Source organism: Chryseobacterium takakiae (assembly GCF_900129385.1).
GTDB lineage: Bacteria > Bacteroidota > Bacteroidia > Flavobacteriales > Weeksellaceae > Chryseobacterium > Chryseobacterium takakiae.
The window spans coordinates 200,814-213,379 of sequence record NZ_FQVO01000007.1 but is presented as its reverse complement, the minus strand read 5'-3'; the positions used below and the strand labels follow the sequence as shown (position 1 = coordinate 213,379).

Here is a 12,566-nt window from a genome sequence, read left to right as displayed (position 1 = left end):
ATATATGACTGATTACCAGATAAATATACAAAATACTCGCTAATATTACAACTTTTTTTAATAAAAAAAACCGCCTCAGTTGTGAGACGGCTTCTAATGATTTATATAAAAACGCTTATTGTTTGTTTTGAAAAAGTTACTTTCCGATACAGAACTTAGAAAAAATGTTACCCAGCACCTCATCATTTGTGACCTCACCGGAAATTTCCCCAAGATGCTCCAGGGCGTTTCTTAATTCATAGGCCAGAAGTTCGGTTGAAATTTGGAAAGTAATAGCTTCGTTAACTTTATGTACCGCGTGCAGGGATTTCTGCAATGCTTCAAAATGACGCTGATTGGTAATCACCACATTATTTTCAGCAACCTTTAACTGTTCAACGTAGGAAGACAGCTCGTTTTTCAGATCCTGGATGTTCTGGTTTTCTACCGCAGAAATCGTAATAAAATCAAACTCATGAGCAATTTCTTTTCTGAAAATATCTTCTATTCTTTCATATTGAGTCGGAACGACTTCATCAATTTTTGTTGCGCAGATGATCAGCTTCAGGTCGTCTCTTAGCAAAGACTTGATCATTTCAATATCTTCTGAGAAATCTTTTGTTCCTGCGTCTGCCAGATAAACGAGAATATTCGCGTTCTCTACCTTTTCTTTTGCTTTCTTTACGCCGATAGCTTCAATTTCATCTGCCGTTTCCCTGAGTCCCGCAGTATCAATAAGACGGAATGCATGACCTTTAATGTGCAGGATCTCCTCTATCGTATCCCGGGTTGTTCCGGCAATATTGCTGACAATAGCCCGCTCTTCTTTCAATAAAGCATTCAGAAGGGTAGATTTCCCCGCATTGGGTTTCCCGATGATAGCGACTGCAGTTCCATTCTTAATGGCATTTCCATACTGGAAGCTTTCAATCAGGGAATGAAGTTTTACTTCAATTTTATTCAGCAGCTGTGTCAGTGCGGTGCGGTCTGCAAATTCCACATCTTCCTCTGCAAAGTCCAGTTCCAGTTCAATAAGGGAAACGAAATTCAGGAGATCGGTTCGCAGCAGGGAAATTTCATTCGTTATTCCGCCTTTCAGCTGACTGATTGCCACTTTTCTCGAAGCTTCATTTTCAGAAGCAATAACGTCGGCAATAGCTTCTGCCTGGGAAAGGTCAATTCTTCCGTTGATAAAAGCACGAAGGGTAAATTCGCCGGCTTTAGCCATCCTTGCACCGTTTTTAATCAGTGTTTCCAGAATACGTTTACCAATGTGCGGAGATCCGTGAAAAGCAATTTCCACCGAGTTTTCTGTTGTAAAGCTCTTAGGTGCCAGAAAAATAGAAAGCATTACCTCATCAATCGTTTCTTCACCATCCATAAAATATCCGTAATGGATCGTATGAGATTTCTGTTTTACCAGGTTTTTACCCGGAAAACTTTTCTGAACGACCGGCAAAGCATCATTTCCGGAAACCCGGATGATTCCCAAAGCTCCTACTCCGTTGGCTGTAGCCAGTGCACAAATGGTATCATTATTCATGGTGCAAATTTACGTTTTTTCACCGCAAACAAAAATACCCTTTGTCTATTGCAGTCATTCATGAAACTCAAATTCCAAAATTTCTACAGCCTTCACACGCTAACCCTTAAATCAAATCAGGAGCTTTTTCCGGCTTTCCGCACTCGCTATTTTATTGGTTCCAGTAGCGGCGGCTGCGCCGCCGCTACTGGAACCAATAAAATGAGCTCAGACAATTGCTCAATCCGGGCTATGATGGAGCGGTATTATTTGAAATCAGCACAATAAATTCAACAGACTCCTTCTAATAACTTATCAATTAAAAAAACCACTCCAGAGACTGAAGTGATTACTGCTTTGAATTTACTAAGTTTATGAAGATGAATGATGTTTTCATTTTCTGTTCCAAAGATAGCGCAGATCATTTTTCGGGACATCAGGAAAATCCCTGAAATTAATACCGTAAAAATACGGTTGCATATTTATAAAAAAATGCCCGGCAGTTCCTGCCGGGCGGGGTTATAATATTATATTAACTCTATAAATCAAAAGGAATAATTCTTATAATGGGCTTACCAATTCATCAAACCACACTTTAACCTCTCCTTCCAGATGAGGTCCCAGCTTTTCAGCACAAGTTTGATGATAGTTGTTCAACCATGCAATTTCTTCTTCAGAAAGAATTTCTTTAACAATCGTATCCTTAAAGAACGGGCAGAACGTTAGCGTTTCAAACTCGTAGAAAGTTCCGGAATCTGTTGTTTCTGATTCTCGTACAGCGATCAGATTTTCGTGACGGATACCGTACTCACCTTCCACATAGTAACCAGGTTCATTAGAGCAGACCATTCCCGGCAAAAGTTCCTGAGGATTCATATCTTTCCGGATATTTTGAGGACCTTCGTGAACATTCATGAAACTTCCCACTCCATGTCCCGTTCCGTGATTGAAATCTTTTCCATGCATCCACAGCGGAAGTCTGGCAATCGTGTCAAGCTGAACACCTCTTGTTCCTTTGGGAAATTTAGCCATAGAAAGACGGATCATTCCCTGCAAAACAAGCGTAGAGTTTCTTTTAAATTCATCAGAAACAGGCCCTAAAGCAAATGTTCTTGTAATATCGGTTGTCCCTTCAAAATACTGGCCTCCGGAGTCTATGAGGATGCTTGCATCATTCGTTACTTCTTTGCTTCCTTCACTCTTCGCAGAATAATGCATGATCGCACCATTATCTTTATACCCTACAATACTTCCGAAGCTTTCGCCGACAAAATTCTCTCCTTCCGCACGGAAACCACGCAGCTTTTCCCCGATAGAATATTCCGTCATTGGTTCCTTGCCTGCATTATGGGTAAGCCAGTACAGAAACTTTACCATAGCCACCCCATCTCTCACCATTACTTTTCTAAAGCCTTCCAGTTCCGTTTCATTTTTCTGGGCTTTCATTAAATTACCCGGAACCGGAGCCTTGATCATTTTATTTTCAGATTTTAATGCTTCAAAAATAGACTGGTTGCTGTTCGGGGAAACCAGTACTTTTTCATTACTGAATGCTTTCAGGCAGTTGTAAAACTCTTCATAAGGCATCATTTTTACCCACGCCTCATCCATCTGTTTTCTGGCTTCCACTTCAAGCTTTTCAAGATCTGTAAAAAGTTTTGCGTCATTTTTTGTAATGACAAGATATCCAAGGAAAACAGGATTGCTCTGCACATCGCTTCCTCTAAGATTTAATGTCCAGGCTACATCATCAAGACTGGAAATAACATGGACAGTTGCTTCCATTGACTCCATTTTCTGGCGGATGGCTGCAATTTTTTCTACAACAGATTTGCCGGCTCTTTCAACCGGGTGAACGAAGATCGGGTTTTTAGAAGGTGTCCCTCTTTCTTTCCAGATATCGTCCAGTAGCGGAAGATCCACTAATGTAATATTTTTAGCATTTAATTTCTCTGTAAGCAATTCCCAATTGGCATGGGATGTTGCCAGTGCATTAACGGCCACTCGTCCTTCTGCCGGAATTTCAGAAATAATCCAGTCAATATAATTCGGTGTTCCTTCCATTCCCTCCTTGAAAAGATCAATCCCTGATCCATCCAACTCTATTGCAGCTTGTGTAAAATATCTTCCGTCTGTCCAAAGCCCTGCTTTATCCCTGGTGACCACCACAAATCCGGCAGATCCCAAAAATCCCGAAAGCCAGGCTCTTTCCTGCCATTCCTCAGGTAAATATTCGCTCATATGCGGATCTGCAGAATATACGATAAATGCATCAACATTATTTTTTAGCATTTCCTCACGAAGTGCAGCTATTTTTTCCTTTGAAGTCATTTTCTGAATTTTTTTAAAGATGTGAAGTTACGAATTTAAAGGTTACCCAACAGCTTTTAATCCTATTTTAGTGATTTTAATACGGCATTTGAGCCAACTAAATAACCCTGGTTAAGTTGATCATAATTCTTTTACTTTCCAATTATTACTTTTCGGTGTTCGGTTCCCCAATCGGCTAAGGTATCGATGATCTTCTTTAAAGTCAAACCATATTCCGTCAGTTGATACTGCACCGTTACAGGCTGTGTATCGAGAACGATTCTTGTTATAAGCTGATTCATTTCAAGCTCTTTCAGTTCTTTGCTGAGCATTTTATTGGAAATACCTTTCACGTCGTTTAAAATATCAGAAAAACGCCTTTTATTATGATAGCAGACTGAAGAAATTATCGAAATTTTCCATTTGCCATTCAGCACGTCCATTGCATCATGAACAGCCATAATTTGTTTTCTTTTTCCGTCGTTGTCCGAGCATTTTATTTCCTCCATAAGTTACCTTGTTACTCAAAAGTTACTGTTACTTTTAGTTACAAAGTTACTAAAATAAATTTATTCGTTCTAAATTTGCATCGTTAAAGAAATCGATTTCAAAACAAATAAATTCAAAAAGTCTTAGAGCCTATTTAAATTTGATTAAATGCTACAAAATCATCATTTGTTTTTTTGACGCAAAGATTTTATTTGAAGACTTAAGTGAGCAAAGAAGAATTAACAAGTTAATTTGATGAAGCTGTATTTTCAAGCTTCGCAAAACAAATTTTATTTGCCTTTGCTTTCTAAAAGTAATAAGTAAAGTTGAAATAAAACTTTGCGTTATAAAAACTTAAAAACAGGCTCTTAGAGTAAAAATTAATTTTCATCATTTAAAATTTAAAAAAATGAATTTCACAGATAAAAATGTAATCATTACTGGCGGAAGTGCAGGAATTGGTTTTGCAACCGCAAAAATATTTATTGAAAAGGGAGCAAATGTTTTGATCACCGGCCGAAATGCTGAAAGTTTACACACAGCATCAGTAAACGTTAACAGTCCGAAGCTGAAAACCTTAGCTTCAGATATTTCTAAATTGGCAGACATTGCAATGTTGGAAAAAGAAGTTGCAGAAAGCGGAAACAAAATTGATGTGCTCGTACTAAACGCAGGAATTGCCAAACAATTTTCTATAGAAGAAACCACCGAAGAAGTTTTTGATGATTTGTTCAACATCAATGTGAAAGGGTTGTTCTTTACCTTGCAAAAACTGATTCCTCATTTAGCAGAAGGAGCTTCCGTTATTCTTATTTCTTCCGGCGTTTCAGTGAGCGGATACGCACAAATGGGCGCTTACGCCGCGACAAAAAGTGCAGTTGATGCAATTGCACGTACCGCTGCAACAGAATTGGCAGACAGAAAAATCCGGGTAAATACTGTTGCTCCCGGACTTACCGATACCCCGATGAATCACCAGACACCGGAACATATTAAAAATGCTATTGCAGCAGCAGTTCCGCTGAAAAGAATCGGGGAAGCTGAAGAAATAGCCAACGCCATTGTTTTCCTGGCTTCAGAGGAAGCTTCTTATATTTCAGGTTCTTACCTGTCGGTTGACGGCGGTGTCACAATCCGCAGATAATATTTTAAAATTTACCGCTTTTGCGTTCAGCGTTGTCAGGGTTTTTAATATAAACCTTAACAACGCTTTTTTCGATAAAATTTAATTCACAATAATATCTTGCTTTTCAACGTATCTATACTGCGATAGCTTGTTTCAAAAGAATAATATTCCGAATTATCAGGATCATAGAAGATAGTGTCCGTTTCTGCGATAATCGGATAAGGTTTAGGATATAAAATATTTCCGGATTGAATAATTTATCAGAGCTATAGGAAGTATAATTATACAAAAACGGATATAAGACATTCAGCAAAGTTATGTCTTTATTCAAATCTTTTTCAGGAAGCTCATGTCTTATTTTGGCATTTAACCCAAAACTGTAACTTATAAAAAAGATCAGTGAGAGAAAGAAAATAAGCAATATCGAAGCACCCGTTTTTACAGTACTGCCAACGCTATATTTTTTTGGAATGATTTCTCAATAATAAAATAAGAAAGCAAAACAGAAACAGGCAGGTAATAAAAAAGTGTGAAATAGAAACGTCATCATAAAATTTGAATCTGTAAAACTCCGTGTAAGTATCAACTTTACCAATTCCTTCAAACTTAAAGTATCCATAGATAAAATAAGCAAGAATGTATTACGCTTAAAACAGTAATGGATTTGAGCAGAAATATTTTTAATTTTTTATCATAATTTCAACAATATATTCTTTAACGAAAGGATTTTTTAAAATAAATCTTAATTAATCAATCCTGATATAAGTCTAAAATGTTTAATAAAGCTCTATGGAATTATTGTTTTCCTTAAAACTTTCCTTTATTTTCTTAGTTCTCATTTTTTCATATTCAGCGTCTGAGTATGAAGTCCCATCTGGCGAAGTTGACGTAAAGCTGGTAATCCCATATCTTCGCTTAAGCTCCCTTATCCTGTTCATCGGATCTCTTATATAATCTTCAACAGCTTTTTTATATTGGTTTTCGGTCACAGGAATGTAGGCAGACAAGTTAAGTTGTATATTTCTAAATTTTTCAATTCCTTTTAATTCCCAGATATGTTGTTTTTTTGTGTCTTCGATCTTAACGATCAATCCGGGAAGTCCACCAAATTTATATGGTTCATCAGAAATGGGAATTTCATTAGTAAACCATGCGTTATACTTTCTACCTTTATATTCTACCGTTGCCAACTGGCATTTTTTACCCTGGATCATAGCAGTTTCTGTTCCGATCTGCCAATTGAGGTGATGTGTTGGGCGACTTTAAATCGATCAGCGTTCACAGACAGGTAAGATATTACTTCATTGGATCGCCAGTCTTTCTGAATGATAATATACTTAAATATAGCGACCTACATGAGAATTATTTCAGATTTTTTGCAATACATTATGGAATAGGATATTAACTCTAAAGCCACCATTCATTAGCCTAAATTTAATTCAGATCCGATATTAAACATTTTGGAAAGATTATTGCAATATACGTGAAATGGAAAGTCAGAATTATAAAAATCACAGGAAGTTTTATGCTCCTCATCATTTCGTTTTTCTTCCTTTATTACTTGTTTTGGAAGGAACCGGAATTTACAAGGTTTTTAATGACGAACAAAACCAGCTTTCATGGATTTTGTTTTCGGTAGTGATTTTCCTAATTTTTTACTTAGCCATCATGTTGCGCCAGCACTATGCATTAAGCCTTCAGAACCGTATCGTAAGACTTGAATTCCGGCAGCGGTACTTTGAAATTTTCGGATTGAGATCTGATGAGGTTGAAGAAAAACTGAAATTCGGACAAATCGCCGCTTTACGCTTTGCCTACGATGATGAATTTAAAATATATCTTGAAAAAGCCCTGAAAGAAAATATGAAAGGCGACGAGATTAAAAAATCCATAAAAAAATGGAGACCCGATCACCAAAGAGTCTAAAAAATAATAAACAACAAAATAAATAATATCATGAAAAAATGGAGCTTTTTTAGTATTGCTATATTAACATTACTTACACTTACGAGCTGCGAAGCAGTAGAAACAATCTTCAAGGCAGGAATGTGGTGGGGAATTATATTAGTAGTTGGCGTAATAGCTATCATCTTATGGCTATTTTCAAGGGGTAGGAACTCTTAACCAGATCGTATGGAAAATTCAGACTTAGAAATCATTTCCCATCTTAAGCCTGCCAAGATTGTAAAAATTATGAAAGATCCGGTGGCATCTGCAAAGGCGGTACATCTTATTTATACCTCCGATGCAGAGACAGCCGGTATTACCCGTAAAAAAACAGGAAAAAAATATTCCTACTATAAAGACGGTGAAAAAATCAGGGATAAAGATGAAATCTCAAGAATTAACAAACTGGTAATTCCTCCGGCTTGGGAAAATGTATGGATCTGTGCGCTTGACAACGGACATCTCCAAGCCACAGGATTTGATGTAAAAAAAAGAAAGCAATACCGCTATCATCCACTATGGAGCGCACTGCGAAACCATACCAAATTTTACAGAATGCTTCAGTTCGGGTATGCATTGCCTGATATCCGACTCCAAGTTGAAAAAGATCTTGCTTTAAGAAACTTTGAAAAAAGAAAAATTCTTGCATTAATTGTGAGCCTGATGCAAAGAACAAATATCAGAATCGGAAATAATGCTTATGAAAAATTGTACGGTTCTTTCGGCTTAACAACTCTGAAAGGAAAGCATGTAAAAGTTCAGGGCCAGAAAATTTCCTTCCACTTTAAAGGAAAGAAAGGTGTAATGCACGACATTGACCTGAAAAGTAAAAGACTGGCTAAACTGATTCAGAAATGTAAGGATATTCCGGGGAAAGAACTCTTTCAATATATTGATGAAGACGGAAACCGCCATACAGTGGATTCAGGAATGGTCAATGACTATATCAAAGAAATCAGCGGTGAAGATTTTACGGCAAAGGATTTCAGAACCTGGTCGGGCACAGTAAGTGCTTTGATCGCATTTAAGGAAATCGGTTATGCAGAAACCCATACGGAATATAAAAAAAAGGTAAAAGAAGCGCTGGAAATAGTTGCGTCACACCTCGGAAATACAAGCACGGTATGCAGGAAGTATTATGTTCATCCACTTGTCATTAATCTTTACGAAAACAATACCATCAAAAAATACCTTGATGAACTGGAACAAATCGAGGAAAACGACGGAAAAGCTGATTTAACCCACGAAGAAAAACTGGTGTTGAAGATTTTAGAAAATGAGAAATTGTGAGAAATGAGAGATGAGAGGTTAAAAGTAAATGGGAATTGTTAATTCAACATACTTTTCAATTGAAAAAATTCACTACTGACAGATTTTCTCCGACCCGAATAATTGTTGTAAATTTGTATCATTAGCAAATAAAAAATATACAACTATATGTCTAAAGCAATTTCGCAAGTACCCTTTGCGGTAAATGAACCGGTAAATTCTTATGCGCCGGGAACTCCGGAAGTAAAAAGCCTTATCGCTCAATATAAAAAAATGTGGGCTGAGAAAATAGAAATCCCTATGATTATCAACGGTAAAGAAGTAAGAACGAACGATAAAGTTCAGCTTCAATCACCGCAGGATCATGCTCATGATTTTGGATTTTACCACAGAGGAACCATGCAGCACGTGGATGATGCGATTAACGCAGCTCTGGCGGCAAAAAAGCAATGGAATGAACTGGGCTGGGAACACCGGGCAGCAATTTTCTTAAAGGCTGCTGATCTTTTAGCAGGACCTTACAGAGATGTCATCAACGCAGCAACGATGATCGGACAGTCTAAAAACGTTCACCAGGCTGAAATTGATGCGGCTTGTGAATTCATAGACTTCCTGAGATTTAATGTGGAATTCATGACGGAAATGTATTCTGAACAGCCGGTTTCCGATGCAGGAATCTGGAACAGAGTAGAATACAGACCATTGGAAGGATTTTGTTTTGCAGTAACACCATTCAACTTTACGGCAATTTCAGGAAACTTACCGACTTGTATGGCAATGCTTGGTAATGTAGTGGTTTGGAAGCCTTCCGATAAGCAGATCTATTCTGCGAAAGTAATCATGGATGTTTTAACGGAGGCTGGACTTCCTGCCGGAGTCATCAACATGATTTTCACAGATGGTAAAGAAACTGCGGAAAAGGTACTGGCGCACAGAGATTTTGCAGGGCTCCACTTTACAGGTTCTACCAAAGTTTTCCAGGGAATGTGGAAAATGATCGGGGACAATATCCATAATTACAGAACATACCCAAGAATCGTTGGGGAAACCGGAGGAAAAGATTTCGTAATTGCCCACCCTTCCGCAAATGTTGAAGCGGTAGCAACAGCTTTGGTGAGAGGAGCCTTCGAATATCAGGGACAGAAATGTTCTGCAGCATCAAGAGCTTATATTCCTCAGTCACTGTGGGCTGATGTGAAAAAAGTAATGGAAACTCAAATCAATTCTATTAAAATCGGTTCACCGGAAGATCCGTCCAACTTTGTAAATGCGGTAATTGATAAAAATTCTTTCGAGAAGTGTAAAGGATATATTGACAGAGCCAATTCTTCAAACGAAGCAAATGTAATAATCGGAGGAACATGTGATGATGCTAAAGGCTGGTTTGTATACCCAACTGTGATCGAAACAACAAATCCTCAGTACGAAAGTATGATTGAAGAAATCTTTGGACCTATCTTATCGGTGTATGTTTATGAAGATTCCAAATGGGCTGAAACACTGGAACTTGTTGATTCTTCTTCTCCTTATTCATTAACCGGATCTGTTTTTGCACAAGACAGGTATGCGGTCAATGAAGCGTTTAAAGCACTGGAAAACGCTTCCGGAAACTTCTATATCAACGACAAGCCAACCGGTGCTGTTGTTGGCCAACAGCCTTTTGGGGGTGGCAGAGCTTCGGGAACGAATGATAAAGCAGGTTCTAAAATGAACTTATTAAGATGGACATCTGTACGATCCATAAAAGAGACTTTTGTTTCTCCAAAAGATTACAAATATCCGTATCTGGGATAATTTCAATTATAGTAATCATTATATATACAGCTTCGGAATATTCCGGAGCTTTTTTGTTTGTTAACAATATTTAATTACATAATTGAATATTTAATATTCCTTATACCATTTTCGGAATAATTATTGATGGGTGTTTTACTCACACTAAACAAAGTATTATGAAAAAATTAATGTTAATCGCAGTATTAGGCGTAATTGCAGTAAGTTGCGGAACAAAGGAATCTTCCATGTCAAACAGCAATACCGATTCAACGGCAGTAGACAGTGCTATGGACAATACAATGCCCGCTACAACGGATACCATGAGTACAACCACAACTACTCCTGACAGCGCGGCAATGAAAATGGATTCAGCAACTACTGTTAAATAATAATAGTTGAATTTACAATGTACAGTCCTCAGAATACTCTGGGGATTTTTAGTTTTAAAATTTTAATATCTATTATTATCAAACTATCTTTTATCTTTTATCTTTAATAACTATATTTGATTATACTTAAACATTAAAAATATTATTATGACGAAATTATTCACAGCAGCCGTTTTTGCGGCATTATTTTTAGGAAGCTGCGCACAAAAAAAAGAAAACAGGGAAGAATTTAAAGACGAAAGAAACAAAGAATATATGAGAAACAGCATGGGTGAAAGTGCTGCTGCAAATTCCGAAATGGATGCTACAGACACTTTAAAAACGAAATCAGATTCATCGGCTACAAAATAACAGCTCCGCAGAACTATCTGCGGATTTTTTGTTCAAACTTAATATAGTACAAATCTGTTTCAATAGTGAAATTCCCTTAAAAACTTTAACCTTAACCAAAGAAAACAATCTAAGTCATGCTGTAACAATTTTTAAGCATTACAGACTGATTTGTTAACATAATTATTACATTTGCAATCAATAAAAAGTATTATGAAAAAATTAACCATATTCTCAGCTCTTTTCATAGGCGCGCTGGCATTTGCACAGGGAATCAAATTTGAAGACACCAACTTCAGCACGATTCTCGCTAAAGCAAAAAAAGAAAACAAACTGGTATTCATCGATGCTTATGCTTCATGGTGTGGTCCTTGTAAGCTTATGGTGAAAAATGTTTTTCCGCAGAAAGCTGTTGGCGATTACTATAATTCCCATTTCGTAAATGCAAAAATCGACATGGAAAAAGGAGAAGGAATAGAACTTGCCAAAAAATACAATGTAAAAGCATTTCCTACCTATCTTTTCGTAGACGGAAACGGTGAAGTGGTACACAGGACACTTGGATATGTCGAAGAAAATGATTTTATCCAGTTTGCGAAAGATGCAGGAGATCCGAATAAAAGATTAACCGCTCTGAAGCAGAAATTTGAAAATGGAGAAAAAGATCCTGAATTCCTGAAAAATCTTGCCGGCCTTACCATGTACAATGATGCTGAGTTTGCAGCAAGAGTACTTGACCGGTATTTCAGCGAAAAACCCGAGTTTGACAGAGACGATGTTCAGATGCTGCTTTCTGCAACGCAAAGTACAGAAAGTCCGTTATACAAAACGTTTGTAGCTAAAAAAGCGGAAATTACCAAAATCCTTCCTGCAGAAAGATATGAAGCTTTTGATAAGAACATAAAAGTGAATACCGCCATCAGAAAAGCATACAACGCTGATACAAAAAAATGGAATGACAACTCTTTCATGGCAGAAGCCCAGAAGTTTTTAACAAAAGATGAAGCCGAACGAATCCTGAAAAGAGCAAAAGCCAGCAGAGCTCTCAAAGATAAGGATATTGACACCTACGAAAAAACAACAATTGAGCTTTACAAAGATCCATCAGCTTCCTCTTCAGAAGAGTTGAATTCTATCGCATGGAACTTCTTTGAAAATGTAACCAATAAAGCATCCCTTGCAAAAGCAGTGACCTGGGCACAGGAATCTGTAAAGAAAAGTGAAAATTACGCGAATACCGATACTTTAGCCAATCTTTACAACAAAATAGGCGATAAGAAAAACGCAAGACTTTGGGCTGAAAAGTCTATTGAGCTTGCAAAAAAATCGGGCGAAGATTATGCTGATACTGAAAAGTTACTGAACAGTCTGTAAGAACATTTCAACATAAAAATTCGGCGCGGAAAATAAATTTCCGCGCCGTGTTTTT

General features: G+C 37.4%; 10 protein-coding genes and 1 pseudogene. 7 read left to right on the top strand and 4 right to left on the bottom strand.

The features are described from left to right. Window positions 1-136: 136 nt before the first annotated feature. The 3 genes from mnmE to BUA76_RS11035 form a co-directional block, all read right to left on the bottom strand. The gene (mnmE, locus tag BUA76_RS11050) at window positions 137-1,522 is read right to left on the bottom strand and encodes a tRNA uridine-5-carboxymethylaminomethyl(34) synthesis GTPase MnmE (protein WP_072884859.1); all 1,386 of its coding nucleotides are present in this window, start codon (window positions 1,520-1,522) and stop codon (window positions 137-139) included. 540 nt (window positions 1,523-2,062) lie between these two features. Next, window positions 2,063-3,832, bottom strand: coding sequence for an aminopeptidase P family protein (locus BUA76_RS11040; RefSeq protein WP_072884857.1), 1,770 nt, complete (start codon window positions 3,830-3,832; stop codon window positions 2,063-2,065). A gap of 131 nt (window positions 3,833-3,963) precedes the next feature. Further along, entirely contained in the window at window positions 3,964-4,320 is a 357-nt protein-coding gene (locus tag BUA76_RS11035; protein WP_072884856.1) for a winged helix-turn-helix transcriptional regulator, read from the bottom strand. Between the two features lie 389 nt (window positions 4,321-4,709). On the opposite strand from BUA76_RS11035, the gene BUA76_RS11030 reads away from it, so the two are divergent. Next, window positions 4,710-5,444 carry an SDR family NAD(P)-dependent oxidoreductase gene (locus BUA76_RS11030; RefSeq protein ID WP_072884855.1) on the top strand — a complete coding sequence of 245 codons (735 nt, stop codon included), beginning with the start codon at window positions 4,710-4,712 and terminating at the stop codon, window positions 5,442-5,444. A gap of 758 nt (window positions 5,445-6,202) precedes the next feature. Here BUA76_RS11030 and BUA76_RS11025 read toward each other — a convergent pair. Next, a pseudogene (locus BUA76_RS11025) lies at window positions 6,203-6,667 on the bottom strand (GLPGLI family protein); the annotation flags it as partial. A gap of 247 nt (window positions 6,668-6,914) precedes the next feature. Here BUA76_RS11025 and BUA76_RS11020 point away from each other — a divergent pair. From BUA76_RS11020 to BUA76_RS10990, 6 genes are all read left to right on the top strand, one after another. Further along, entirely contained in the window at window positions 6,915-7,352 is a 438-nt protein-coding gene (locus BUA76_RS11020; RefSeq protein WP_072884853.1) for a DUF6526 family protein, read from the top strand. A gap of 207 nt (window positions 7,353-7,559) precedes the next feature. After that, the gene (locus BUA76_RS11010; protein ID WP_072884851.1) at window positions 7,560-8,663 is read left to right on the top strand and encodes a DNA topoisomerase IB; all 1,104 of its coding nucleotides are present in this window, start codon (window positions 7,560-7,562) and stop codon (window positions 8,661-8,663) included. A 147-nt stretch (window positions 8,664-8,810) separates the two neighbouring features. Then, window positions 8,811-10,436, top strand: coding sequence for an L-glutamate gamma-semialdehyde dehydrogenase (gene pruA / locus BUA76_RS11005; RefSeq protein WP_072884850.1), 1,626 nt, complete (start codon window positions 8,811-8,813; stop codon window positions 10,434-10,436). A 158-nt stretch (window positions 10,437-10,594) separates the two neighbouring features. Next, complete coding sequence (locus BUA76_RS11000; RefSeq protein WP_072884849.1) at window positions 10,595-10,807, top strand: cytochrome C551; 213 nt, start codon at window positions 10,595-10,597, stop codon at window positions 10,805-10,807. Between the two features lie 147 nt (window positions 10,808-10,954). Beyond that, entirely contained in the window at window positions 10,955-11,158 is a 204-nt protein-coding gene (locus tag BUA76_RS10995) for a hypothetical protein (RefSeq protein WP_072884848.1), read from the top strand. Window positions 11,159-11,350: 192 nt separating this feature from the next. Further along, window positions 11,351-12,511 (top strand): thioredoxin family protein, encoded by a 1,161-nt coding sequence (locus BUA76_RS10990; protein ID WP_072884847.1) that lies wholly within the window; start codon window positions 11,351-11,353, stop codon window positions 12,509-12,511. The last annotated feature ends 55 nt before the right edge of the window (window positions 12,512-12,566 follow it).

Excerpts from the sequence above, each read along its gene's own strand:
- BUA76_RS10990 (WP_072884847.1), top strand. The coding sequence starts at position 11,351 with ATGAAAAAATTAACCATATTCTCAGCTCTTTTCATAGGCGCGCTGGCA.
- BUA76_RS11035 (WP_072884856.1), bottom strand. The coding sequence starts at position 4,320 with ATGGAGGAAATAAAATGCTCGGACAACGACGGAAAAAGAAAACAAATT.
- pruA (WP_072884850.1), top strand. The coding sequence starts at position 8,811 with ATGTCTAAAGCAATTTCGCAAGTACCCTTTGCGGTAAATGAACCGGTA.
- BUA76_RS11030 (WP_072884855.1), top strand. The coding sequence starts at position 4,710 with ATGAATTTCACAGATAAAAATGTAATCATTACTGGCGGAAGTGCAGGA.
- BUA76_RS11040 (WP_072884857.1), bottom strand. The coding sequence starts at position 3,832 with ATGACTTCAAAGGAAAAAATAGCTGCACTTCGTGAGGAAATGCTAAAA.
- BUA76_RS11020 (WP_072884853.1), top strand. The coding sequence starts at position 6,915 with ATGGAAAGTCAGAATTATAAAAATCACAGGAAGTTTTATGCTCCTCAT.
- BUA76_RS11010 (WP_072884851.1), top strand. The coding sequence starts at position 7,560 with ATGGAAAATTCAGACTTAGAAATCATTTCCCATCTTAAGCCTGCCAAG.
- BUA76_RS11000 (WP_072884849.1), top strand. The coding sequence starts at position 10,595 with ATGAAAAAATTAATGTTAATCGCAGTATTAGGCGTAATTGCAGTAAGT.
- BUA76_RS10995 (WP_072884848.1), top strand. The coding sequence starts at position 10,955 with ATGACGAAATTATTCACAGCAGCCGTTTTTGCGGCATTATTTTTAGGA.
- mnmE (WP_072884859.1), bottom strand. The coding sequence starts at position 1,522 with ATGAATAATGATACCATTTGTGCACTGGCTACAGCCAACGGAGTAGGA.